Raw genomic sequence first — 25,389 nt, 5'->3', positions numbered from 1 at the left:
GAACTTGATCGTTTCCGAAAACCGGTTCCCACTTTTCGGGATCATGTTCAATCCGCCGAACTTTTCAGTGCCGCGCTCGCGGCCAGAGGCCCGAGGACGGCAAAGAACAGGGTGAGTGCTGCAAGAATAAGGAATGGCGCCAGAAAGGGCACATTGTCTACTGTCGCTCCATGCGAAGCTGATACACCGAAAATGAGCACCGGAATGGTGAGCGGCAGAACGATCACCGACACCAGCAACCCGCCACGCGGCAGCGCCACGGCAAGGGCTGCACCCACAGCGCCAATGAAGGCGATGGCGGGCGTTCCCACCAGAAGCGTCAGCGATGTTGCGCCGATTGCCGATGCATCCATGTTCATGAACAGGCCGAGCATTGGCGATGCGATTACCAGCGGCAGCACACTTGCCACCCAATGGGCCACGCATTTCACAAAAACCGTGAAGGCCAGCATGTGACTGTCCGCGCCGATCAGCAGCAGGTCGAGCGAACCATCCTCCCGGTCAGCCTGAAACAGCCGGTCGAGCCCCAGTAGCGTTGCCAGCAACGCGCCGATCCACAGCATGGCAGGACCGATGCGTGCGAGAAGGTTGAGATCAGGCCCGACGCCGAAGGGCATCACCGAAATCACGGCCAGAAAGAATAGGATTCCGATCAGCGCGCCACCACCGGCGCGGAAACTGAGGCGCAAATCTCTCAGAAAAAGCGCCAGCATCAGGCAGCCTCGACTGAACAGGCGGCCATGTCGAGCGCGCTGACACCTTCAAGGCCAAGAGGAATATGCGTTGCAGCGACGATCATGCCGCCGTCGCGCATATGTCCGCGCATCAGCTCGGCGAAGCGGGCTTCGGACGCCTTGTCGAGACCGGCGGTCGGTTCATCGACGATCCAGAGCGGACGATGGCTGACCAGAAGCTTGGCAATGGAAACACGGCGCTTCTGCCCCGTCGACAGATAACCGAACGGCAGATGCTCCACGCCGGGCAGATCGACGGCTTCCAGCGCCTCATCGATCTCCGTTTGCGCAGCACCATTGAACTTCTGCCAGAAGGACAGGTTTTCACGCACGCTGAGCGCCGGTTTCATCGCGTTCTGATGGCCGAGATAATGGCAGGCGGCGCGCACCGGAAGAACTGTGCCATCCTCGCGAAGTTCCACCTTTCCTGCTTCTGGCAGAAGCAGGCCGCAGATGATTCGCAGCAGCGTGGACTTGCCCGAGCCATTCGGGCCGGTCACCACCAGCGCCTCGCCTTCACTGAGAGCAAAAGACAGGCCAGCGAAAATCGTTTCCCCGCCTCTCTCGCCCGCCAGATTTTCGGCTTCAAGCCGCATTTTATACCCTCTAAGCCCCGATGGATAATTGCCAGACCAATAGAACCGGCCCCTCGGAAAATCTATGGAAAGGCATCGCAACATTTCGCCGCAAGGGGCCGAATTCACGATATTCTGTCTGGAATCGTTTTAGAAAACTCTCTATATGAGGGCTACCACGCCAGCGGTCGGCGTGGAAACCATTTTTGGCCGATCTCAACCTGTTGCCCTCAAGGACACAGGCATCGGGACGGACAGCGGAAATGACTGCACCCGCACCTTGGCGCGTCCTTGAAACGCAGCAGAGGCGTTCGTCCTGGTTTTCCGGCCAGTAGCATGAAGGACGAACGCAGTGTCGCACATCGACAGCTTTAAATGCCGCAAAACCCTTACCGTAGGTGGTAAGGATTATGTTTATTACAGCCTGACCGAAGCCGAAAAGAACGGTCTCGAAGGCGTTTCCAAGCTTCCATTCTCCATGAAGGTTCTGCTCGAGAACCTGCTCCGCTTCGAGGACGACCGCTCCGTCAAGAAGTCGGACATCGAAGCTGTTGCCAAGTGGCTGAACGACCGCGGTTCCGCAGGCGCAGAAATCGCCTACCGCCCGGCCCGCGTGCTGATGCAGGACTTCACCGGCGTTCCTGCCGTCGTTGACCTTGCAGCCATGCGCGACGGCCTCAAGGCTCTTGGCGGCGATCCGGAAAAGATCAACCCGCTCGTTCCCGTCGATCTCGTCATCGACCACTCGGTCATCGTCGACGAATTCGGCAATCCAAGCGCATTCAAGGCCAATGTGGACCTCGAATATCAGCGCAACGGCGAACGCTACCGCTTCCTGAAGTGGGGCCAGCAGGCATTCAAGAACTTCCGCGTCGTTCCTCCGGGCACCGGCATCTGCCATCAGGTGAACCTCGAATATCTGGCCCAGGCTGTCTGGACCAAGGAAGAAGACGGCGAAACCGTTGCCTATCCCGACACCTGCGTCGGCACCGACAGCCACACCACCATGGTCAACGGCCTTGGCGTTCTGGGTTGGGGTGTTGGCGGCATCGAAGCTGAAGCTGCCATGCTCGGCCAGCCGGTTTCCATGCTTCTGCCGGAAGTCGTTGGCTTCCGTCTGACCGGCAAGATCAAGGAAGGCGTGACCGCGACCGACCTCGTTCTCACCGTCACGCAGATGCTGCGCAAGAAGGGCGTTGTCGGCAAGTTCGTCGAGTTCTTCGGCGAAGGCCTCGAAAACATGACGCTGGCCGACCGCGCAACCATCGCCAACATGGGCCCGGAATATGGCGCGACCTGTGGTTTCTTCCCGGTTGACCGCGAAACGCTCAACTACATGAACACGACCGGCCGCGACGAGCATCGCATCGAACTCGTCGAAGCTTATTGCCGTGCACAGGGCATGTGGCGCGACAAGGGCGCAGCCGATCCAGTCTTCACCGACATTCTCGAACTCGACATGAGCGACGTGGTTCCGTCGATGGCCGGCCCGAAGCGTCCGGAAGGCCGCATCGCACTGGAAAACATCGGTTCGGGCTTTGCCACCTCGCTCGAAAACGAGTACAAGAAGACCACCGGCCAGACCGCGCGTTATGCCGTTGAAGGCGAAGACTATGATCTCGGCCATGGCGATGTGGCGATTGCCGCCATCACGTCGTGCACCAACACCTCAAACCCGAGCGTGCTGATTGCGGCCGGCCTTCTGGCCCGCAATGCAGTTGCCAAGGGCCTCAAGACCAAGCCTTGGGTCAAGACGTCGCTGGCTCCCGGTTCTCAGGTCGTTGCCGCCTATCTCGAATCCGCTGGCCTCCAGAAGGATCTCGATGCGCTCGGCTTCAACCTCGTCGGCTTCGGCTGCACGACCTGCATCGGCAATTCCGGTCCGCTGCCTGCTCCGATCTCCAAGACGATCAACGAAAAGGGCCTGATCGCGGCTGCCGTTCTTTCCGGCAACCGTAACTTCGAAGGCCGTGTTTCGCCGGACGTTCAGGCCAACTACCTGGCTTCGCCGCCGCTCGTCGTCGCCCACGCTCTTGCCGGTACGGTCACCAAGGACCTGACCAAGGAGCCGCTCGGCGAAGACAAGGACGGAAACCCGGTATATCTCCGCGACATCTGGCCTTCCTCTCAGGAAATCCAGGAATTCATCGCCAAGAACGTCACCCGCAAGATCTTCTCGGAGAAGTATGCGGACGTGTTCAAGGGCGACGAAAACTGGCAGGCCGTTCAGGTTCCTGCGGGCCAGACCTATGCGTGGGACGACAACTCGACCTATGTGCAGAATCCGCCTTACTTCGTCGGCATGGGCAAGTCGGCCGGCACGATCGGCGACGTCAAGGGTGCCCGCATTCTGGGTCTCTTCGGCGACAAGATCACGACCGACCACATTTCGCCTGCCGGTTCCATCAAGGCACAGTCGCCAGCTGGCAAATACCTCATCGACCATGGCGTCGGCGTTGCAGACTTCAACCAGTACGGCACGCGTCGCGGCAACCATGAAGTGATGATGCGCGGCACCTTCGCAAACATCCGTATCCGCAACCACATGCTGGGCGAAAACGGACGTGAAGGTGGCTACACCATCCACTATCCGTCGAAGGAAGAAACCTCGATCTATGATGCTGCCATGCAGTACAAGGCCGAGGGCGTTCCGCTCGTCGTCTTCGCAGGCGTCGAATACGGCAACGGTTCTTCGCGTGACTGGGCTGCCAAGGGCACCAACCTGCTCGGCGTCAAGGCCGTGATCGCGCAGTCGTTCGAGCGTATCCACCGCTCCAACCTCGTCGGCATGGGCATTGTGCCTTTCGTCTTCGAGGAAGGCACCAGCTGGCAGACGCTCGGTCTCAAGGGCGACGAGATGGTCTCCATCGAAGGTCTCGCCGATGTGCGTCCGCGCCAGAAAGTCGAAGCTTCGATCACCTATGCCGACGGCTCGGTGAAGAAGGTTCCGCTCATCTGCCGCATCGATACGCTGGACGAACTCGACTACATGAAGAACGGCGGCATTTTGCAGACCGTTCTGCGCGATCTCGCTGCTTAATCAGCACGCGCTTTAAATTCAGAAGCCGCCGGAGAAATCCGGCGGCTTTTTATTTTAGATTAGACACGGAAACTATCGGCCTGAACGGATCATTTCTCTGATTTTTACTGCTTTCTCAAAGTGATCAAGGGTATGGGTCTTGATCCACCACTCGGCAGCTTCCATGAGCAATTCCGGCTCCGTGTTCTTGTTGGCAAAGAAAGCATAGAACGAAATACCGACCAGCTCGCCTTTTTTTCGCTATCTTCTCATCGCAAATGGCGATGGCTTTTTCTCTCAAGCTCGATCTCATGTTCAGCCAGTCTCGTTCTCGCACAATCTGTTGTGGGCTAATTTGGTGATATTCGCCCTTAAGGGTGAGATATGGGAATCGTAACGCCTGCGAATCTCACCGCAACGTGAATTCCTATTGATTGCAGGACTTCTTACATAATAGATGTCAGCGACAATTATTGCAGGATGAAACGAAGTGATACTCCACGCCCCCTTCTATGGGACAGGTTCATGGCTTACCGGCGAGCATTTGCCCGGCTGGCGTAGCATCTGTGCCGTTCTGGGGCTGGCATTCACCGGCTGCATCTCCATGCAGGGGCCCGCCAAGGCACAGGACAGCGGCAAGAAGACCGCCGTTCTGGAGCTCTACACCAGCCAGGGCTGCAAGTCCTGCCCCAAGGCTGACCAGAATTTCGCGAAATATGCCGACGATCCCAATGTTCTGGCGCTGTCGTTCCATGTCAATTACTGGGATTATATGGGATGGCGCGACACGCTTGCCACCCAGGAAAACACCGACCGGCAGAACGCCTATCGCAACTCCTTCAATGCGCGCATGATCTATACGCCGCAAGCCATCATCAATGGTACGACGGAAGTGAACGGTCGCGACAGCGAAGCCGTTCAGGCGCAGATTGCGGCCAACAAGCTGGATGTGCCGGTTTCGATCACACAGCTCGATGATGGACGCCTGTCCATCGATATCGGTGCAGGCAAGAAGCCGGAAGCGCCGGTGCATGTCGTGCTGTTCTATTTCCGCGATTCCGTGACCATTCCGATCACCGAAGGTGAAAATGCCGGTGAGGCTGTCACCTATCGCAACACTGTCCGCGATACCAATACGATCGGCATGTGGGACGGCAAGCCGCTGAAGATCGAAATCCCGGCGTCGGAACTGAAACGCAAGGATGTTTCAGGCTGTGCGGTGGTGCTGCAGGAAACGCGCGATGACAATTCGCTCGGCCCCATCCATGGCGCGGCCATGTTCAAGCAGAAGAAGCCGATCGGCCTTTGAGCTTTCTGCGATCCTCATCGCTCTTGCGCGATTTACAGCAAGAAATGCGTTTCGATCAGATCGAACAGATTCTCATTTTGGGCTGATGTAGCGTCTGGCATCTGGGCGAGTGTTGCAACTTGGTTCAGCGGGGGCTGGAAAAGGTTGGTTCGGCTCGGGCAGTCCTTTGGGCGGGGGGCTTGGGGTCGGACATACCCGAACCGAACCGTCTCAGGCAACGTGTAGATGCTGAAGCCATAATCAGGCTGGAATGCGAAGCTGACAAGGCGAAAATGTGGCCGACAATCACCATTCCAAACAGGCATTCTCTTTTCGTGAATAACTAATATAGAGCCCATAATCCCTATTTATTGGGGCTTTCCCCGCCAGATAATTGGCGATGAAAACCGGCCTGCGAAAGCCTCCCCTTGAAATTGCTTCACAAAAGCATCACCCTGTTGTCATGCGCCGGTTCGGTTCGCTTCGTCGCCATTGCCGAATATCCAAACCGGTTGCGCGCAGTTTGTTCTTGATCCCGCCCGGTCTTCGGTCCGGCTCTGCAAAAGGCTGAAAGGAACGACATGAATACGTCAAGCGTGGCGAATGAGGATTTGTCATCCCCTTCTCCCTCGTCTGCTTCGCCAAAGGTCGTTCCTATCGACCGTGTGCGACCGGCTCCCATCAGTTTCAACCGGCATGAACTTGCCAAAATCCTGAACATTTATGGCCGCATGGTTGCCTCCGGCACGTGGCGTGATTACGCCATTGATCATCTGGCTGACCGTGCGGTGTTTTCCATCTTTCGCCGCGCAAGCGAAGTACCGCTCTTCCGCATCGAGAAGAATCCGAAGCTGGCGCAGAAACAGGGCGCTTATTCGGTCATCGCTGCAAGCGGGCTTATCATGAAGCGCGGCCATGAGCTGGAACGCGTGCTGCGCGTGTTCGACAAGAGCCTCAAGCTCGTCGAAAGCTGATTTCGGCAGCGACTACAGGATCATGAAAGCGGCGGCGTCCCCGGCTCGATTGAACGCCCGCCGTTGAGCGGTAGCTGCATCAACACCGTGTCCAGCCAGCGTCCATGCTTGAACCCGGAGCCCTCGATACGTCCGCAATGGGTGAAGCCAAGACTCTCATGCAGCTTGACCGAACCGATATTGTGTTCGCCATCGCCGATGACCGCCAGCAATTGCCGGAACCCCAATGCAGCAATACGGTCGATGAGTTCCCGCAGCAAAAGCTTGCCGATACCCTTTCCCTTCGCATCCGGGGCGATATAGATCGAATCCTCCGCAAGCCAGCGGTAGGCAGGCCTGACGCGGAAATAACTCGCATAGGCATAGCCCAGAATCCGACCATCCTCCTCCGCGACGAGGATCGGAAAGCCCTGCTCCACGAATGCCTCAAAACGCTTCACCATTTCGTCCATTGTCGGCGGCTCGATCTCATAGGAGCCCGCGCCGGTCAGAACGGCTTCCGTATAGATGGTGGTGATCGTTTCAATATCGGCAGGCTGGAAATCACGAATGACGGGCATGGGAGGAACCGGAGGATAATTGTTGGACGGTTGCCAGAATGGTTCCAAAAGAACCACTCTGTCTATCTCTTTCTAAGCCCATCTTATTTGATCGAGGCAGAGCCAGAAATCAGTAAGGGGAACTAGGCACCGGCAACTGTGATGCTTCGATAATAGCGGCGTCGGAGTAGTCAACGCACGCCGCAAAGGCTGGCTCGATAGCTTTTGCCCAGTAAGCGAATCCTTCATTCGATTTGATCGCCAGCACAATCGACAGACCGGTTTACCGCTTTGGCTTTTGGCCATGGCATGAAGGGAAAGAGAATTATCACTTTAAAATAGATGTTGGATTGGCTTCCTGACGGATAAAGTCCGCCCGATCAGCAGTCGGGCGGGCTTTTATTTGAAAGAGATACCAAAGAGGGAACAATCAACGGCCCCACTCCGGTTTCACTGTCCCATAGACCTCCACCAATGGGTGGAAATCTATGGTTGGCCTCCCGGTCGCGAACTGTGTGCCCGGGAACTGGCAGCTTATCGATCACCAGGTAATCTTGAGACCGCCAGAGACCTTGCCTGCAACATTGGTGGAGCCGCCGAATTCGACAGAGCCACGCCCGAACAGGCTGACATTTTCCGACACACGGGCAACCACGCCAACGCCGACGTCATACCGCGTGCCACCCATGTCATTGCCAATGCCGGTGTTGGAAGCAACAAGACCGTTCTTCCCCTTGAACTCATGCTTCACATTGGCGTCCGCATAAGTTGTAACCGACTTGACAAACTTCTTCTTCTTCGGCGCGTCCGGCAGGACAGCAGGAACAGCCTTGGCGGCTTTGCCCTTCTTGCCCTTCACCTGCTTCTGCGCCTTTGGTGCAGGAACAGGGGCTGCTTCAACCGTCTCTTCTTCATCACCGAAGTAGAAGGTCTTTTCCAGACGCACGCCGACGCGACCAATCAGCGATTCAGCTTCCTGACCGTGCACGGCAATGCCGTAACTGTCGGTGAAGCTGTCGGCCTTCACCTTCGACCAGGTCAGCTGAGCCTGAGGCTGCAGCACGACATCGTTGCCAAGATCGAAGCCGTATCCCGTTTCAATCGACGCGGTGGTAGCCTTGCCCTTATAACCGTTCTGCAGGTCAAATCCGGAGACAGACTTGGCGTTGACACCAAATTCGAGCCAGTCCTGCTTCACCACGGCGTCGACATAAGCGCCGGTACCAGGCTTGCGATCGGTTGGAGCCTTCTGCTGCCAGGTCACATAGCCACCCAGACCTTTCGATGAGATCGAACCGTCAGCGGTACGGCCACGCACATCGAAGCTCGAATTGGCATATTCGCCGAACATGCCAATGGTGAGCTTGTCGCCAGCAACAAACACATCGCTCTTCGAATAGTCAGCGCCGATCTGAACGCCAGCAGTCGTCATGTCAAAGCCATGGCCATTATAACCGGTGATGCTCTTTGGCGAATAGGAACCCGTCTTGCCAATGCCGCGCATCCAGGCATGGTAGCCATCCTGCAGCTCTTCGGCGCGCAATTCACCCAGACGCTCATGGAACGTGTCAAGCGAGGTCAGGACATGGTTCTGGGCTGCCGAAAGCGCGATGTTGTAACCCGGTACGATATCGACAACATGGCCCGTGCTTGGACCAGGATTACCGGTACCATCGCCATCGTCTCCACCGTCACCTGGGCAATCGACGCCAGGCGCGCAGGCAGGCGGATCAACGACATCGCTGCCTTCGGTCTGCAGATACCAGTTCTGGCCATCGGCCTTCTTCAACTGGTAATCATAGATACCGACAACGGCTGCCGAACCGAGCTTGAACTCGGCGTCGCTTGCGCCACCGACCTCAACAACCTGAATGCCATCGGTTGCACCAGTTCCGGTCAAGGCGCCTGCACCGCCATTGTTGCGGACATTGATGAGGCCGTTACCGGTTGCATCGCCCGTAACCACAATCTTGTCGGTTTCGCTTGCCGCACCGCCCTGATTGAGCTTGGTGTTGAGAATGAATGAACCGCCATTCATCGCAAGGCTGCCAGCCTTCAGTGTCTTGTACGGATTAGCCGCATCGAAGTCGACAACGCCGTCATTGCTCAGCGCACCGACATCCGACGAACCCGTCATCGCCCAGTATGATGAACCATCAACAGATGCGCTCGTCACGCCCTTGGCCGCGCCATACCACTGACTTTTGTTCGACAGGGTTGCATCGATCACCGCACCATCGGCCTCGACAACCATATCACCCGACAACTGAACATTACCGTCAGCTGTCAAGGTCGTCGAGCCAGACGCAGCAGAGAGAACCGTACCGTAAGTACCGACCACCTGTGTTCCATTACGCAGATCGTAAACGACATTGCCGCTTTCCGTCTTCAGGGCCGGAGCATAAGAGCCGATAAAGGAGCGTTCCGCGATGACGATACTGTCATTCGCCAGAGAAACGCCATGGCTATCTGCACCAAACACCTGGAAGATCGAGCTGTTCATGGTGACAGTGCTGCCACCGGACGCCACCACACCATGAGCACCGGTTCCGTTCGGATTGAACCCGCCACCGGTCAGGTTGACGGTGCTGCCGCCTGCGGCAACCACAGCGTGCGAACCGTTACCCAGCGTTCTCACATCTGCACCCGATGCGTTGATCGTACCGCCGTTGAGAGCGTGAAGAGCAACTGCCTCGGCACCCGTCGTCGTAATTCGCGTGTTCAGCGCACCGTCTTCATGAGCGATGTTGACAACGGCACCGGTCGTCACGTTCACACCGTCAGCACCAACACCGTCGGTTCGGAAGCTGCCACTTGATACATCAACCTGTGTATCAGCGTCCAGGACACGAATGCCAAAAGAGCCTTCACCGGTTGTGGTCGCGAGAATATTCGTTGCTTCGAGCTTACTGCCAGTTTGTGCTGTCAAGCCATAAGCCGTCTGCCCACCAGTGACGATTTTTGTGTTTGCAACGTCGAGTTCGGAATTGCGCTGAATAGCGACCCCATAGGCTTTGAGACCTGAGGTCGTAATATCCAGATTAGACACCGAGCCGGTTGAGTTGCTGGAAAGAACCACACCATGGCTATCTTGAGCTGACGTCGAGACAACGACATTCGATGCGTCGAGATGGCTACCGCGTTCTATATTGAATGCTCGGGTCACACCTGAAGTGGTCACCGATCCACCATTATATGTTACCGAGGAACCTGCATCACCTGCCCAGACGGCAGCTCCGTTCCCGCCGAGCATGATGATATTCACATCGTTCGCAACCACCTGCCCACCGGCCCTTGCCATTATGCCCGCGCTGTTCACACCCGACGCAGTAAGGTTGCCACCGTTGATAACAGCTTCCGATCCCACATTGGATACACGAACTGCGTAAGCACCACCGCCAGCCGTCGTGATATCGACGTTGTTGACTTCTGCCTTGGCGCCAGCAGCTACATCGACACCGTAGGCATTGGCACCCAACGTGTTGATCGTGCCACCATTTGCGACAAGCGAGGTCCCGGCATAATTGAGCCGCAGGCCGGCGCTGTTGCTGCCTCCCGTCTTGATATTGACGTTATCGACGCTCACCTGAGCGCCGCTCCACGCATCGATGCCGTGTGCGGTGCCGCCAGTCGTTGAAATATTGCCGCCCTTGTAAACGAGCGTTGAGCCATCACCGCTCACGCGGGCGCCCGACGACGTACTACCACTCGTGGTGATGTTCACATTGGTCGCATTCGCCGATGCGCCCGCAGCAAGTTCAATACCCGGAGCCGTATTGGACCGCGTGATAATATCCGTGTCGGTAATCTCGGCATGGGTGCCAATGCCATTCGCGAACACGCCACGGGCATTGGCTCCAGTCGTTTCGATCTTGGACCCGCTGATAACGGCGCGTGAGCCATCGCGCAGGTTAACGCCATGGCCAACGGAGGTGATGCTGCCATTGCGCAGTTCCACGTTCGATCCGACAGCACCTGCACTGCTACCCGCATAGGCAAATATTCCGACCCCACCGGAAGTGATCGTCGTTCCGTCGATGATGACATCGGCACCATTGATCAGTTCAAAGCCGTGCGTGCCGCCTTTGACGGTACCGCCGGTCATGTTCAGCGTGCTGCCATGCTGGACAAGCACGGCCTGCGAAACACCCTGAATGTCGCTGTTGGTCACGACAGCCGAGCCAACTGTGTCGATGAAACCGGAAATTCCGAGGCCGCCTTGCCCCGAAAGGGAGGAACCCGTGATGTTGGCGTTGCCGCCAAAGACGGTAACAACATAGCCACTCGGCGCGCCGCTCGGTGATGCCGTGGCGCCATTCATGTTCAACGTGCCGAACACGGTGGTTTCATTTACCTTACCGCCAGCCATCACATCGAGCGTTGCGTCGTTCTGAACGTTCCATGTTTCGGCAGGATCACCGGCACCAACAACTGCGGAACCGCCAGGCGCGACAGTGCCTGCATAAGCCACACCTGAAAGGACAGTCGAGGCTGCAAACAAAGCTATGCTCGCGGAAAGAAGCTTCCCGAGCGTATTGGTATTCTCTTTGGCGCGGACGTTGCTCCGCTTCTTGATGCCGTCGGGGGCTGGCATGGGTCTAGTCCTTTCGAAGCGCCGTTCTCGACGGCGAAATTTGGCGCGCAGCTGTTTTCCCCGAGCCGTCGGGTCGATGCGCTAACGTTGATTTTGTGAATGTCTGCAGACTGGAAGGGCAGACGACCTGGCGGGATGTCCGTCCTTCCAGTCGCTATCCGTCTCTCGGCAGAGGGACGGAAGCTGAATGGTTGATTATTTCATCAGTTCGCTGACACGATTGACCGCATTCTGGAAACCATTGAGCGAGATCGTGAAGTCGGCATCCTTGCCTTCATCCGTGATCGTCTTGACGGCAATGGTCTTACCCTTGCCAAGAGCTGCCGCCATCTTGGCGTCAGCCCTGATATCGACGACGCAACCGGCAAAGATGCAGGTGCGGAACCGGTTGGCATCCGAAGGCTGACCGTCGTCAATCTTCAGCGTCGCCCCCTTGTCGAGCTTGAGACCGAGCGGCAGTACCAGCACACCTTCAAGGCCCTTATCCTTTGGCTGCAATTCAACCGCCAGCACACGCTGGCTTGGGCCGTTCTTGACCTGACGCACCTGTTCCTGCTGCAAAGAGCAGACCTTGGTCTTCTTGTCGCCGTCAGCTGCAATACCGCACAGAACAGTCCAGTCGGCATATTGCTCCCGCAGTGAGGTTGCGCCATTGGGAAGCGTCGGATCGGCAGCATAGGCCGTTGCAGCGGCAAACGCCGCCATACCAATCCCAGAGAGAATTATGGACTTCTTCAGCATATCCGGGGCCGTCCTTTAAAGGCTGAGTGCGATAAAGTGGATTGCGCCTGCGCTAAGAAGGAAGGAAAAAAAGTAGATCATGATCCATCCAAGCCGTTGCGTAAAACGCAGATGGGCTCGGATTTCGGCCTCCAGCAGGTCATCGTTCAGCTTCGAAGTTTCGCAGACCTCGGACCGGGGCAAGGTATTTTCCATGATCGACATAACCGTCATTCCTCATCAGGCGTAAACCTGGCCGGCAATCGAGTGTACAAATTGGGGGGTAGTTTTCGTGCCGGTTCGGAGCTTAGATGGCTTTGATCCGCACAGAATTCACTCGAAGATGCTTTCAGATTGAAAGCGATGCAGCCCCATCGCCAAGGCAATCAATCTAAATATCTGTTTTTATTAATTTTATATAGCTTCAAGAATGCAGCTAATAATGTGCATCAAGCATAGATTCCGCATAGTTACGCGGCGGCTCGGGCAATCTGCGGGTGAAGCAAACTCCGTAATCAGCCTCACTCACCCTGCATTTGACGATCCAGCGCCGTCAGATAGGAGAGCATCGACGCGACGGAACGCTCCGACAGGGCCACCAGCTGACGCCTGCCGTCGTTCGGATCTAGCCAGCGACGAACAAGACCTGCCGCTTCCATCTCATCGAGACGTCGCGATGCCGTCGCAGGGGAAACACCCGAAACAATGTACAATGACGATACCGAGACCTGCTTTTCCTGGAGATGGTTTTCCATCAGGTCGAGCAACATATGCCAAGCGGGATCGACGAAGAGTTTGTCTGAGAAATAGCGCGTTTTAATGTCACGGATACGCAAGAGTTCCAACAGGCGCTCCTTGTCGGGCGAGACCGGTGACATATCCGCCGGTTGTGTCTTTGGCCGTGCCAAGGGTTGTGCACCGCCGGGTACAAATGATTGCAGCGACCCGAGCATCGTGCCCAACTGCTGTGCTTCCTCCATCAGTCGGGAAAGGCGCTCTGTTCCCTGCGACCACTGAGCTGCCGTTGTGCGTTGTTCATGGGCCTTTGCTGCCGCTTTGCCTACAGATTCCAAGAACTGTACCCGGCGAACCGGTTTGTGCAGAAAATCAACCGCGTTAAGCCGCAGGGCTTCCACGGAATTGTCCAGCGTCGCGTGTCCGGTTACGAAAATGACCTGCAGCCAGTTGCGGTCTGCATGTCGTTCACGGATATTGCGCAATAACTCGATCCCGTCCATTCCGGGCATACGGATGTCGCTCACCACCACATCAATTTCCGGCGTTCTGTCCAGAATCTTCAAGGCCCCCACAGCAGCCGATGCGCGCAGGCAGTTGTAACCCGCGTCGGTCAGCGCCGTGCCCAAGACCTCAAGCAACGGCTCCTCATCGTCGATCAGCAGAACTGCTGTGTTAGCTGTTGCGCTATTCATTGATCGCCTCCCGCCCGGAAATGGTTTCTGCATTACAGAGAACAAGTCTGAACTCAGCTCCTTTGGCACCGTTGCGCGCTTCCAGACTTCCACCCATGTCCCGAGCCATGCCGTATCCCAGCGACAACCCAAGCCCGGTTCCCTTACCAACCGGCTTCGTCGTAAAAAATGGCTCAAACAGGCGATCAAGGATCGCAGGCGGAATGCCCGGACCGGAATCGGCCACAACAATCGCAATCATATTGTCCGGTCCCCGCTCAACACTGATTGTGATATAGTCGGCGTCCGCCTCCTCGGCAGTCGTCCCAGCTGACACGCAGTTTTCAAGAATTGCATCTCTTGCGTTGAGAAGCAGATTCAGGATGATTTGCTCCACCAGAACGAGATCTCCCATCACGCTGAATTCGCCAGATTTGTAATTGCGATTGATGGTAACTCCCTCATTTGCAATCTGTCTGCCGGCAATGGTCAGAACCCCTTCAATCGCGTCGGCCGGATCAAGGGGTCTGAGCGAGCCGTCACTTCGATGGCCGTAAATACGCATGTGACGAACGATGTTTGCCGCCCGATCGACCTGCCCGGAGGCGAGTTCGAGGCTCTCGATCATCATCGACTGATCGAGCTTTCCCTCTGATAAACGAGCCTGAAGATTGTCGATGGCCATAGCGAGCGCTGCCAAAGGCTGGTTGATCTCGTGGGCAATGCCGGTGGCAACTTCACCCAGCGTCACGAGTTTTCCCGATTGGTAAATCGCCAGTTCGGCATCACGCTGTTCAGTGATATCGAGCCCCACCGCGACGAGATTCTTGATATCACCTTCGTTGGTTTTAATAGGGGAAACGGACCAGGACAGGGCTCGCTTGCGCCCATCTGCCAGCACGATGTTGTTCAGTGCCTGCCAAGGCAGATTCTCAACCACAGTTGAGAAGGCTTCACCCAACGGATGGGAGATTGCACCTGCTTCCGATTTTCGGCTTTCAATGTCGGGGAAAAGCTCGTGCATTGCCTGATTGGCGACAATGAAACGTCCTTCAGCGTCGGTGACAGCCATCAGGACACCACCCGTATTAACGATGGTTTCCAGAAACTCCTTGTCCCGACGCTGATTGGCAGCCTCGATCATCACCTGAACAAGGGAAACCCGACTTTGCATATATTTGCCGAGAATTATTCCAATCGCGATCAGTGCAGCGAACAAGGCTGCCAGAGCCGCTACAATGACCGATGAAGCCGCAAGCCATGCCGCGTAAATTGGGGCAGTAGGAACACCCACATAAGCCATCAATGGTGCTGCCGAGGAGCGATAATAAGCGAAAATTCGTTCTATGCCGCTTCGGACGGATGGATTGATCCTGATACCCTTCCCCGCTTCCAGCTCCTCGGGAATATAGGAAGCAACATTCTGACCTACGACTGAAGGCGAGCTGGACGCTCGAATGACACCGTCAGTTCCCATCAAACCAATGACCATGCCGGGCTGCTCATCGAGCTGAGTGTAAAAGCCGTAGAGATAGGCCTCATCGACGACGATGAGAACATATCCATTGAACCCCCCGCTTTCGCTACTGATCCGCCGCGCATAGCTCATCGCCCAACCACTATAATCTCCGGGCACATTCAAATCCGATTTGTAAGGTTTGCTGATGTAAAAATCGGGAGCGTCTGATCTGTTTAATGTCTTGAAGTCTGGTGTATCGCTAAGGTTTCTCCCCACCGGATAATCATCCAGTCCACTTGCGTACACGCGGCCATCCCGGTCGATGATAGCTATTCCCATGGCCGCAGGTTCGGCAGCGGCGCGGCGGCGCATGACCTCTGAGAGAAGTCCTTCGGAAACGATCCTGTCCGCGCGATCTTCCATGATTGCGCGGCTCAATGCATCCAGCTTGGCAAAAATTTGGGTTGTATGTTCTGCCAGCGCCTGCGCCAACGACATGGCCTGCTGTCCGGTATCATCAATACGATTCTTATAATCGCGATAAATCATGGTTGCAGCGCCAAGCGATGCTATCAAAACCACGAACGCCGCCACTAGCCAGTAGGTACGCAGGGTGCTGCGATCAATCTTTGTGAGACGTTCCATCGACTTCCCGAAATCAGGCATATCAGCACAAACAAGTAAAACACATAATTTATAACAAAGAGAAAGGATTTGTCGGGCGTGGTTATTTAACTTTCCCTGGAAGACCATGAAGCCAACGCAACTGTAGACCTAAATATTTCATGCGCTCCTGATCCAATTCGCTATTACATTCTTCAATTTCCGTCATTGCGGGATAATTCAAATATCGTTGGCGACATTCGGCATTTTTATAAGTAACCCACGCCGACTGCGCCTCCCGAAAGCGGTTTTGGCCGTTAGCAGGCAAGCCGGAAAGTAACGTATCTTCCAGCCGCCTTATCTGTGCCGACAAGACCACATCGCTATGACTGGCAGCGGGAATTGTCATAAGCAGTGCAATCAGTCCCGAACGGCCGATAATGCCAATCATGAAACGCCTCCCGATTACCGGATTTCCAGGGCGATGAAGGTGACGCTGGATGTGCCACTCTCACAATCCGGCACGTTTGCTTCAGTCTTGTTTTCAGCCTTTCCAACACCTCTGGAATGCAGGCTGAAACAAGATTGCCTCCGTGCATCACGGCACGGCTCTCCTTCAGGGGCAGCGCATCAACCGACAGAACAGGAGGAGTGGTTGGGGAACTTTTCCGTTGGATGGCCATCATTGAAATGATGTGTGAGTGATTGCGCACTTTCCAACAGACTTAGCACTCCCGACCGACGGGCGTTGCGGGGGCATCTGTAGTCGGCCGGGAGTTTACGGCCTCAATGATGCGGGGCATCATGAGACCATAGGATCGCGCTTGGCGAGAACCAAGGCGAGCACCAGCCATTCCGCGTATTCTGGACAGCGGAATGGAGCTTTTGAGGTTCAAAAGCCGGAAAGCAGGAAGCGCAACACGGCTCCCCAGAACCAAAGACAGCCAACGATCATTGCGAGCCACATCATGGCCAGCATATGAGCTGGAAACTTTTCCTCGCGCTCCACAGGAATGCGGGACTGACTACGGTTGTCGATACGAGGTGAGCTGCATACTCTTGCAATCGACATAGCCTCAGCCTTCCTTTCCCTGCAACGCTCGTGAAGCACAGCGTTTTCTGACTTCATTCGTTCTGTGCCTTAACCGGACGAGTTCAAAATGGTGTCAAATGAGAAGGAAAGCATCTGCTGTTGGGTTCAGATTGAAATCATTCAATGCCATAGCCACGCTGAACCAATATAAATATTTGAAATAAAAAGATAAAACTACAATCAGAATGAATACATTTCACACAGCACCCACATGACCGATATTTTCCGGGATCGAAAACAATTGGATGCTTTGAAATGGCAATCACCCAGACGCAAACAAAAAACCCCGCCAAGCCGGAAGCTTGGCGGGGTTTCCCGTATAAAACTCTACAAGAGAACCTTACTCCCGGTTGCCCATGAACTGCAGCAGGAAGGTGAACATATTGATGAAGTCGAGATAGAGACGCAGCGCGCCCATCACAACCTTGCGGCCATGCGCATCCGAAGAATCACCTTCGTAGTACATTTCCTTGATCGACTGCGTGTCGTAGGCGGTGAGGCCTGCGAAGATCAGAACGCCGATCACCGAGATCGCGAACTGCAGCGCGGTCGAGCCGAGGAAAATGTTGACGACCGATGCCAGGATCAGGCCGAACAGGCCCATGATCAGGAACGAGCCCATGGCGGACAGGTCGCGCTTGGTCGTGTAACCGTAGAGCGACAGCGCGCCAAAGGAAGCAGCCGTCACGAAGAAGGTGCGAACGATGCTCTGGCCGGTGAAGACCAGGAAGATCGACGACAGCGACAGGCCGACGAGAGCTGCATAGCCCCAGAAGACGGCGTTAGCGGTCGAGACCGAAAGACGTTCGATGCGGAAGCTCAGGAAGAACACTGCCGCAAGCGGCGCAAGCATCACGACCCAGCGAAGCGGAGACGTGTAGAGCGCTACACCGAGACCGGTGAGCATCTTGCCGTTGGCGAGCTGGGCGACGGCTGCGGACGGGTCCGTGGTCGTTGCGAGTGCTGCAACGGCAAATGCGGCAAGGCCGGTAACGGCCAAGCCGATAGCCATCATGTTATAGACGCCGAGCATATAGCTGCGCAGGCCCTGATCGATGCCTGCATCAGCGCGAGCGCCGCCTACCGGCCTCTGCTGCGCCTGAATATTGCGAAAGTCAGCCATGACTTAAATCCTCTTGCCATGTCCCGTCCGGTGTCGGGGGCGCTCAAAAGGTCGAGCCGCCGCCAGGCGCCGCTGGCGGGACCCCAGCATGCCTGCCTGACATTATGGGGATTTCGGCCTTCGCGTACAAGTACCACCTGTAAAAAAACGTGATGCAGCAGCTTGGAAATGCAAACGCTTTCTCCATACGATCCAATGACTTACGTTTTTCTGCCGGTGACGATTACAAATCGTTCATATCGTCCTGAGCACCTGGGCAGGCTTTTGGCCGAGAACGCGCCATGTCCCGGCCAGGCCGAAACCGACAGTCAGCACCAGCGCGATGGCAACGGTCATCAGCGCGACATCAGGCAGGAAGCTCGCTTTCAGCTTCATGATTTCCACCACGACATACCAGCCAGCCACACTGCCGGCGACAAGTGCAAAGAGCGCCGTTGCAAGCCCGAGCAGCATATATTCAAGCACATAGGCCGTGATCAGCGTGCCGCGCGTAGCCCCCAGCGTCTTCAGCACTACTGCATCGTGAACGCGGGCACGGTTACCGGCTGCGAGCGCTCCGCCCAGCACCAGAACCGAAGCGGCGAGCGCGATGGAGGCAGCCGCACGGATGGCGGTTGCAAGCTGGCTGATCAGATCATTCGCGACATTGAGCGCATCGGTCACACTGACCGTCGTAACGGCGGGCCATGTCTTGGTGACCTGCCGCAGCACATCAGGCGCAAGATTCTTCTGGCTATCGGGAATGGTGAGCGTCGCCAGCCAAGTCGCAGGCGCACCGGCAAAGGTATTGGGCGAAAACACCATGACGAAATTCATCGCAAGCGTTTCCCACTGAACTTGACGGAAGCTTGCGATCTTCGCGGTGATGTTGCGGCCCAGCACATTGACCGTCACCGTGTCGCCGAGCTTCAGACCCAGTTCCTTGCCCTCGCGCTCCGCGAAGGACACCAGTGGTTCGCCACTATAGTCGTTCGGCCACCATTCGCCTTCCGTCAGTGTCGAGTTTTCGGGGACTGTATCGGAAAAGGTAATACCACGGTCGCCGCGCAGCACCCAGGCTGCTTCCGGCGGGATGGTCATGTCGCGCACATTGGTGCCGTTGAAGGCAACGATACGCCCGCGCAGCATCGGACCGGAGGTGAGCTTGCCATCAGGCACGATGCCGCTGACCAGCTTGGTGAAATCACCGATGTCGCGGTTCTGGATATCGACGAAGAAAAAGTCAGGCGCCTGCGCTGGAATGTTTTCCGTTACCTGGCGACGCAGATTGCCATCGATCAGCGCGATTGCCACCATCAGCGTCAGGCCAAGGCCCAGTGAAAGCACCACGGAGGGCGTGAGCGCGCCGGGTCGATGGATGTTGCCCACTGCGAGCCGGAGCGACGTCGAGCGCACGCGCGGAACCCGGCGGGCAAGCCAGCGGATGCCGTCGGCGACTAGCCGCAGCACGCCGAAAGCCGCAATGGCCGAAACGATGAAGATTGCGGCGATACGCCGGTCATAAGCAACGTAGAGCGCCAGACCGGCGAGTGCAGCAATCAGCAGAACCGCGAGGGTGAGATAGAGGAACGGTGGCAGGCCGCGCTGTTCAAAACCTTGTTCGCGGAAAAGCGCCGTCGCCGGAATATCGCGTGCGCGGCCCAGCGGAATAATCGCGAAGGCAAGCGTGGTGATAAGGCCGAAGACGGCAGCGAGCGCCAGAGCATCGGGAAAGAAACCGCCACCACCGGCGACCGGCAGATAATTGGCAAGCGCCATCGCGGCAGCAAACGGGATAATCGCCGCCAGTATCAGCCCGAGAACAATGCCTATGAAGCCGATCACCATAATCTGCACGAGATAAACCAACACCGCGAAGCGCGCTGGCGCGCCAAGCGACTTGAAGGTGGCGATCACACCGCGCTTGCCGTCAAGATAGGCGCGCACCGCATTGGCGACGCCGACACCGCCGACGATCAGGGCTGTCAGGCCCACCAGTGTCAGGAATTGCGAGAAGCGCTCGATATTGGCGCTCAGCGCCGGAGCGGCATTGGTGCGGGAACGGATGTTCCAGCCTGCATCGGGGAAATCGGCAGCGGCCTGCCGCCTGACTTCGGCAATTGCTGCATCCGGCGCGCCGTCCGGAAGGGCAACCTTGTAGATATGATCGACAAGGCTTCCGGGCTGAATGAGACCGGAAGCACGCAGGCCATCCAGCGAAACCAGAAAGCGCGGCGCAAAATTGAAACCCGAGGAAAGCAGGTCCGGTTCGCTCTCGATCAGGCCACGCAGCTCAAACACTTGCGAACCGAGCAGCACTTTTGCGCCAAGCGACAGGTCCATGCGATTGAGAAAGTCCTGGCTGACGGCAGCACCATAGAGGCCACCCTTCTCGCCGGTCATGTCAGCGAGCGATTGCTGCGGCTGGACTTTCAGTTGACCATAGAGCGGATAGGCAGCGTCGACAGCCTTCACCTCGACCAGCGACTGGTCGGAGCCATCGGGCATGCGCGCCATGGAGCGCATGGTGGCGCTTTCCGCCATTCTGCCCTGTTTTGCAATGAAGGCGCGTTCTTCCGCCGTTGCTTCCCGCTGATTGAGCGCGAAGCTGACATCACCGCCCAGAATGCTCTGGCCTTCCGACGCAATGCCGGTGCTGACCGAGCGCGCCACCGAGTTGACGCCGCCGATAGCGGCAACGCCAAGCGCGATACAGGCGAGGAAAATATAGAAACCGGACAGGCCACCGCGCATTTCACGCAGCGCAAAGCGGAGAGCAAGCGAGAACGATTTTGCCGCACTCATGCGCCAGCTGCCAGAGATTCGAGAACGGAGCCGCCCTGTGCAGGCTCCTCGATCCGGCCCGAGCGCACCGGAATTTCGATGTCGCAGCGCGCCGCAAGCGCCGGGTCATGCGTGACGAGCACCATGGTGAGGCCGTTTTCGCGCTGCTTGGCGAACAGAAGATCAGCAATCTGGCGCCCCGTCGTGGTATCGAGATTGCCGGTCGGCTCATCCGCGATCAGGATTTTCGGGCTTGGCGCAAGAGCACGGGCAATCGCAACGCGCTGCTGTTCACCGCCGGAAAGCTCCGATGGATAATGGGTGAGGCGCTCGCCAAGGCCGACAGCGCGCAATTCGCGTTCCGCCACCTCGAAAGCATCGCGACGCCCGGCCAGTTCCAATGGCACGGCGACATTTTCAAGCGCGGTCATGTTGGGAATAAGGTGAAAGGACTGGAACACGATGCCGATATTGGCGCCACGGAAAGCGGCGGCCTGATCCTCGCTCATCTGGCTGATCGTCTCACCGGCAATCTTCACAGTTCCGTTATCGATATGCTCCAGACCGGCCAGAACCATCAGCAGCGTGGACTTGCCGGAACCGGACGGACCAACGATGCCAACCGACTGTCCTTGCGATATATGAAGGGAAACGCCCTTCAGCACATGCACCAATGAGGCGGCGTGACCAAGGGTTAGATGAACGTTCTCAAGTTCGATAATCGGGCCAACAACCTGTTCCGTCACGCGGTTTTTATCCTATATGAATCTTTAGAACCAAACAGCGCGCCACAAATTTGAACTTATGTTGCGCCAATTATTGAAGAGAAGTCCGGCGGGCCATTCGCCCACAGCCCCTCAAATATGGGTTTTCGACGATGCGTTTCAAACTCTCAATTCCGGCATGGCTCCCGATTTTTGCGATGATGGCGTCTTTTATGGCGGCAAGTCCCATCACTACGGCGCAGGCGCAGGAAGATCCGACCGGCCTCGAAGACGCACTGCCGACCGAGCAATTGTCGCAGGTGAGAATTGTCGGTTTCGGCGACAGCCTCATGGCGGGCTATCTGCTGCCGGCCAATGCCGCCTTTCCGCAGCAGCTTGAAAAGGCACTCAACGACAAGGGTGTCGAGGTTTCGATCGAGAATGCGGGCGTGTCGGGCGACACGACCACGGGCGGGCTTTCGCGCATCGATTGGTCCGTCCCCGATGGCACCGATCTGGTCATCCTTGAACTGGGAGCGAATGACGCGCTGCGCGGTATCGAACCCGACATTACCGAAAAGAACCTCGATGAGATGCTGGCGCGCCTGAAGCAGCGCGGCATTTCGGTCATTCTTGCCGGCATGATGGCCCCGCCCAACATGGGCAAGGACTATGCCGCCAAGTTCAACCCGATCTATCCGAAGCTGGCACAGAAATATGGCGTGCCGCTCTACCCGTTTTTCCTCGACGGTGTAGCAACCAAGAAGGACTTTCTGCTCGAGGACGGAATGCACCCCAATGAAAAGGGCGTCGAAACGATGGTGTCTAACTTTATGCCCACTATCGAAAAGAGCCTGACAGATATGCAAAACAAGGGGACATCGGGAGGCTGACGCCGGTCGGGAGCATAAACAGCTTGCTCCCGGACTCAAACTTTGATTCGCTGCAGTTGCATCAACTTAACCGAATCAATTCGGCAGGTACGATGCACTGACTCTCTAGGCTAGAGTGTCCTTTACGCATCCTTTGGATGCCCGGCGCTCTGGCATGGAACGCTTCGAGGAGGATGCCCTATGCCGCGTCTTTTCACTGCCCTCGAAATCCCGCGCGACGCCGCGCTTTCGCTCTCGTTGTTGCGAGGCGGTCTTCCCGGCGCACGCTGGATTGATGTCGAAAACTACCACATAACGCTGCGTTTTATCGGAGATGTGGAAGGCCACGTGCGACGAGGTTGCCAATGCGCTTGATCGCGTGCGGCGGCCGGAATTCATGCTCAACCTGTCGGGTGTCAATGCTTTCGGTTCCAAAAAGCCGCACAGCATCTATGCGGGTGTATCCCCCTCGCCTGAGCTCAACGCATTGCAGGCGGAAATCGAACGGATCTGCCGGCGACTTCACATTCCCGCCGACCCGCGCAAGTTCACGCCCCATGTGACACTGGCGCGGCTGAGAAATCCCCGCATCGAGGATGTGGTGCGCTATCTCTCCTCACGTGGCAACTTCGCGACGCTGCCCTTCAAGGTGGGACGGTTCGTGCTGATGTCGTCACGCGATTCCGTCGGTGGCGGACCTTATATCGTGGAGGAAGCCTGGCCTTTGGTTGCCCGTTCCGGCCAGAACTGGTCGGCAAGCGCGATGGAGGCTGCCAGAACCATCCGGTAAACCTTTTCGAAGTCCCCGGTCCCGCCATAATAGGGATCGGGGATTTCAACTGCCCGCCCTTCTGCAATCTCCGCGAAAAGCCCGATATGCGCGTCTGCACTTGCAGGCCTGCGCTCAGCGATCATCCGCATATTGTAACGGTCCATCCCAAGGATCAGGTCAAAACGGCTGAAATCACCGGCGATGAGCTGTCGGCAGCGCTGTGCGGAAATATCGAGACCATGATGCGCTGCAACGCTGATGGAGCGCTCGTCCGGCTCCTCGCCGGTATGATAGCCATTGGTTCCGGCAGAATCGACCAGCACATGGCGGATGCCGCGCTTTTCCAGCACATGCCCCATCACGCCTTCGGCAAGCGGAGAACGGCAGATATTGCCTGCGCAAACGAAAAGAATGCTGGTCGGGGCTTGTGCGGCTACGGATACGATCACGGAACTCTCGCGCTCATGATAAGTTAGTTCAGGAACCGCAACATAGGCGAAAGACGATGGCACGCAACCGGCTGACAGAAAATGAACTGAACGAAGCGCTCACTGAACTGGATGGCTGGCAGAAGGTCGACGGACGCGAGGCGATTGCCAAGAGCTTCAAGTTCAAGGATTTCAATGCCGCCTTCGGTTTCATGACGCGCGCAGCGCTCCATGCGGAAAAGCTCGACCATCACCCTGAATGGTTCAATGTCTACAACCGCGTCGATGTCACGCTCGCTACCCATAGCGAGAACGGCATTACGGAACTCGACATCAAGCTTGCGCGCAAGATGAATGCGATAGCCTGAATTTAGAGCTTTGAAATATAGACGTAAATCTTCCGGCGATCATAATTGAAGCTGCCATCTGGATTGCGGCTCGAATAGGGTAGAACGCGGGTAAGATTGATGCGATCCTGCCAGTTCTGCCCGAGTTTGCCGCCATGGACACCCCGGATATGAACATCGCCGAGCGAAATTGCAGCATGGAAAATGTGCCCCGCCTGCACGTCATAAAAGCCGATTGCCTGACCGAAGGGTAGAGCCGAATAACCGTTCCATTGTTCGCCCGCCCTGAAATTCAGGATCGGTATCCAGTTCTGGCTGGATGTGCCGCGCAAAGTGTTGAGCGAAATTCCGGCTCCGAAGAGAAACCGCAGATAGACGGCGGCATCGTAGCATCCCGCCTCCGACAGATCGACGGTGATGTAATTATCTTCGCTTCCAGCAGCCAGTAGCTGGTTGCCGCGAAACAGCCGTGTTGAACGGTCGCTGCGGATGAAATTTTCCCCATAGCCGGTCAAATGCATCAAAACCTCCATTCGTTCGGCATCGCTCCAGCGCGGTCCAAGCCGTTTGGTGAGCAATCCGGTCGAATCTGTATTTTGGGGATTTGACGAGGGCGTTGTAGCTGATGGTTCTTGCAGGATAGGACTACGGGGAAATCGAACTGGCCTTGCAAGAGCGATACAAACTCCCCATTTTTTACCGGTCAGAACCCGCATTCGACGATTGGAATCGGGACGACAGGAGTTGAACGAGAATGGATGACGTCAGAATCGGTGAAATCCTCGAACCCGGCAGCGAGAGCGAATTCAAGAAGCGCAGCGAACGGGTGAAGAACGGATTCTGGAAGGCCGCGCGCCGCGCCGGTCGCATGGTGCCATTCATGGATGAGGTGGTGGCAGCCTATTACTGCGCGCTCGACCAGAGGACCCCAACCCGTGTGCGCATGACCCTGATGGCGGCGCTCGCCTATTTCGTCCTGCCCTTCGACGCCATTCCCGATATTCTGGCCGGTATCGGCTTCACCGATGACGTTGCCGTGCTGATGGCAGCGCTGACAGCCGTTCGTGCCCATATCACACCGGCGCACCGGCTGGCCGCGCGACAGGCACTTGAGGATGAGGGAGCAAGGGAATAGCGGCGGCTGATCACAGCTATGTGATTCCGGCTACTTTGCTTCAATTGCCCTCCGCTTTTTTCCTTATTTCCCTAATTCCGACATCCTATCCCCCTTTCAACATATTGCCTTAATCCACTGCTGCCTTATTGCCTTATCCCCACGAACACACTCTCGCCGCTTTCTTTTAATTCAAGTGGAGCCAAGGGATGGCGGGGCGACTTAGCTGCTCATTCAAGTTTTCTTTCGAAACTTCACC

Annotated in this window: 21 protein-coding genes and 2 pseudogenes; 7 read left to right on the top strand and 16 right to left on the bottom strand. The window is 56.7% G+C overall.

Going from position 1 to position 25,389, the window contains the following annotated elements; translation table 11 throughout:
- Positions 1–47: 47 nt before the first annotated feature.
- A complete protein-coding gene (gene ccmB / locus LJ361_RS00560; RefSeq protein ID WP_010657943.1) occupies positions 48–713 on the bottom strand; it encodes a heme exporter protein CcmB in 666 nt (221 codons plus the stop codon).
- A complete protein-coding gene (gene ccmA / locus LJ361_RS00555; RefSeq protein WP_010657942.1) occupies positions 713–1,330 on the bottom strand; it encodes a heme ABC exporter ATP-binding protein CcmA in 618 nt (205 codons plus the stop codon). The genes ccmB and ccmA overlap by 1 nt, the downstream gene beginning before the upstream one ends.
- A 331-nt stretch (positions 1,331–1,661) precedes the next feature.
- Between ccmA and acnA the strand changes: the two genes are divergently transcribed.
- Positions 1,662–4,349, top strand: a complete 2,688-nt coding sequence (gene acnA / locus LJ361_RS00550; protein WP_010657941.1) for an aconitate hydratase AcnA — start codon at positions 1,662–1,664, stop codon at positions 4,347–4,349.
- 72 nt (positions 4,350–4,421) lie between these two features.
- Here the strand turns inward: acnA and LJ361_RS00545 are convergent.
- A pseudogene (locus LJ361_RS00545) lies at positions 4,422–4,641 on the bottom strand (DUF6500 family protein).
- Positions 4,642–4,902: 261 nt separating this feature from the next.
- On the opposite strand from LJ361_RS00545, the gene LJ361_RS00540 reads away from it, so the two are divergent.
- Together LJ361_RS00540 and LJ361_RS00535 are read left to right on the top strand one after the other, a co-directional pair.
- Complete coding sequence (locus LJ361_RS00540; RefSeq protein WP_029375846.1) at positions 4,903–5,637, top strand: DUF1223 domain-containing protein; 735 nt, start codon at positions 4,903–4,905, stop codon at positions 5,635–5,637.
- 560 nt (positions 5,638–6,197) lie between these two features.
- The gene (locus tag LJ361_RS00535; protein WP_010657937.1) at positions 6,198–6,590 is read left to right on the top strand and encodes a DUF2794 domain-containing protein; all 393 of its coding nucleotides are present in this window, start codon (positions 6,198–6,200) and stop codon (positions 6,588–6,590) included.
- Between the two features lie 20 nt (positions 6,591–6,610).
- Here the strand turns inward: LJ361_RS00535 and LJ361_RS00530 are convergent, their stop codons facing one another.
- The 11 genes from LJ361_RS00530 to LJ361_RS00480 form a co-directional block, all read right to left on the bottom strand.
- Positions 6,611–7,150, bottom strand: a complete 540-nt coding sequence (locus LJ361_RS00530; RefSeq protein ID WP_010657936.1) for a GNAT family N-acetyltransferase — start codon at positions 7,148–7,150, stop codon at positions 6,611–6,613.
- A 520-nt stretch (positions 7,151–7,670) separates the two neighbouring features.
- Positions 7,671–11,723: an autotransporter outer membrane beta-barrel domain-containing protein gene (locus LJ361_RS00525; RefSeq protein ID WP_036577649.1), complete on the bottom strand. Its 4,053-nt coding sequence runs from the start codon at positions 11,721–11,723 to the stop codon at positions 7,671–7,673.
- Positions 11,724–11,918: 195 nt separating this feature from the next.
- The gene (locus tag LJ361_RS00520) at positions 11,919–12,464 is read right to left on the bottom strand and encodes an invasion associated locus B family protein (RefSeq protein ID WP_036577648.1); all 546 of its coding nucleotides are present in this window, start codon (positions 12,462–12,464) and stop codon (positions 11,919–11,921) included.
- Positions 12,465–12,479: 15 nt separating this feature from the next.
- Positions 12,480–12,668, bottom strand: a complete 189-nt coding sequence (locus LJ361_RS00515; protein ID WP_036577645.1) for a hypothetical protein — start codon at positions 12,666–12,668, stop codon at positions 12,480–12,482.
- A 296-nt stretch (positions 12,669–12,964) separates the two neighbouring features.
- A complete protein-coding gene (locus LJ361_RS00510; protein ID WP_051129058.1) occupies positions 12,965–13,873 on the bottom strand; it encodes a response regulator in 909 nt (302 codons plus the stop codon).
- Positions 13,866–16,064, bottom strand: a complete 2,199-nt coding sequence (locus LJ361_RS00505; RefSeq protein ID WP_080641650.1) for an ATP-binding protein — start codon at positions 16,062–16,064, stop codon at positions 13,866–13,868. The genes LJ361_RS00510 and LJ361_RS00505 overlap by 8 nt, the downstream gene beginning before the upstream one ends.
- Positions 16,039–16,365, bottom strand: a complete 327-nt coding sequence (locus LJ361_RS00500; RefSeq protein ID WP_264812355.1) for a DUF1311 domain-containing protein — start codon at positions 16,363–16,365, stop codon at positions 16,039–16,041. Before LJ361_RS00500 ends, LJ361_RS00505 begins: the two co-directional genes overlap by 26 nt.
- 441 nt (positions 16,366–16,806) lie before the next feature.
- The gene (locus tag LJ361_RS00495; RefSeq protein ID WP_146113233.1) at positions 16,807–16,986 is read right to left on the bottom strand and encodes a hypothetical protein; all 180 of its coding nucleotides are present in this window, start codon (positions 16,984–16,986) and stop codon (positions 16,807–16,809) included.
- A 361-nt stretch (positions 16,987–17,347) separates the two neighbouring features.
- Positions 17,348–18,130 (bottom strand): Bax inhibitor-1/YccA family protein, encoded by a 783-nt coding sequence (locus LJ361_RS00490; RefSeq protein WP_011982324.1) that lies wholly within the window; start codon positions 18,128–18,130, stop codon positions 17,348–17,350.
- Between the two features lie 234 nt (positions 18,131–18,364).
- Positions 18,365–20,914: an ABC transporter permease gene (locus LJ361_RS00485; protein ID WP_010657903.1), complete on the bottom strand. Its 2,550-nt coding sequence runs from the start codon at positions 20,912–20,914 to the stop codon at positions 18,365–18,367.
- The gene (locus LJ361_RS00480; protein WP_264812353.1) at positions 20,911–21,639 is read right to left on the bottom strand and encodes an ABC transporter ATP-binding protein; all 729 of its coding nucleotides are present in this window, start codon (positions 21,637–21,639) and stop codon (positions 20,911–20,913) included. Before LJ361_RS00480 ends, LJ361_RS00485 begins: the two co-directional genes overlap by 4 nt.
- Positions 21,640–21,770: 131 nt before the next feature.
- On the opposite strand from LJ361_RS00480, the gene LJ361_RS00475 reads away from it, so the two are divergent.
- Positions 21,771–22,490, top strand: a complete 720-nt coding sequence (locus tag LJ361_RS00475) for an arylesterase (protein ID WP_010657901.1) — start codon at positions 21,771–21,773, stop codon at positions 22,488–22,490.
- 180 nt (positions 22,491–22,670) lie between these two features.
- Positions 22,671–23,259, top strand: a pseudogene (thpR, locus tag LJ361_RS00470) (RNA 2',3'-cyclic phosphodiesterase).
- On the opposite strand, the gene LJ361_RS00465 reads toward thpR, so the two are convergent.
- On the bottom strand, positions 23,169–23,690 hold the full coding sequence (locus LJ361_RS00465; protein WP_011982320.1) for a low molecular weight protein-tyrosine-phosphatase: 522 nt from the start codon (positions 23,688–23,690) through the stop codon (positions 23,169–23,171). The pseudogene thpR and the gene LJ361_RS00465 overlap by 91 nt on opposite strands.
- Positions 23,691–23,746: 56 nt before the next feature.
- Between LJ361_RS00465 and LJ361_RS00460 the strand changes: the two genes are divergently transcribed.
- Entirely contained in the window at positions 23,747–24,037 is a 291-nt protein-coding gene (locus LJ361_RS00460) for a 4a-hydroxytetrahydrobiopterin dehydratase (protein WP_010657898.1), read from the top strand.
- Between the two features lie 2 nt (positions 24,038–24,039).
- Here LJ361_RS00460 and LJ361_RS00455 read toward each other — a convergent pair whose 3' ends face one another.
- Positions 24,040–24,537 carry a hypothetical protein gene (locus LJ361_RS00455; RefSeq protein ID WP_226622377.1) on the bottom strand — a complete coding sequence of 166 codons (498 nt, stop codon included), beginning with the start codon at positions 24,535–24,537 and terminating at the stop codon, positions 24,040–24,042.
- A gap of 233 nt (positions 24,538–24,770) precedes the next feature.
- Between LJ361_RS00455 and LJ361_RS00450 the strand changes: the two genes are divergently transcribed.
- Complete coding sequence (locus tag LJ361_RS00450; RefSeq protein ID WP_010657896.1) at positions 24,771–25,151, top strand: YkvA family protein; 381 nt, start codon at positions 24,771–24,773, stop codon at positions 25,149–25,151.
- Positions 25,152–25,389 lie beyond the last annotated feature (238 nt).

The organism is Brucella sp. JSBI001, from assembly GCF_026014005.1.
GTDB lineage: Bacteria > Pseudomonadota > Alphaproteobacteria > Rhizobiales > Rhizobiaceae > Brucella > Brucella anthropi.
Note: the sequence above shows the minus strand (reverse complement) of the source record. Positions and strands in the feature narration are given on the sequence as shown.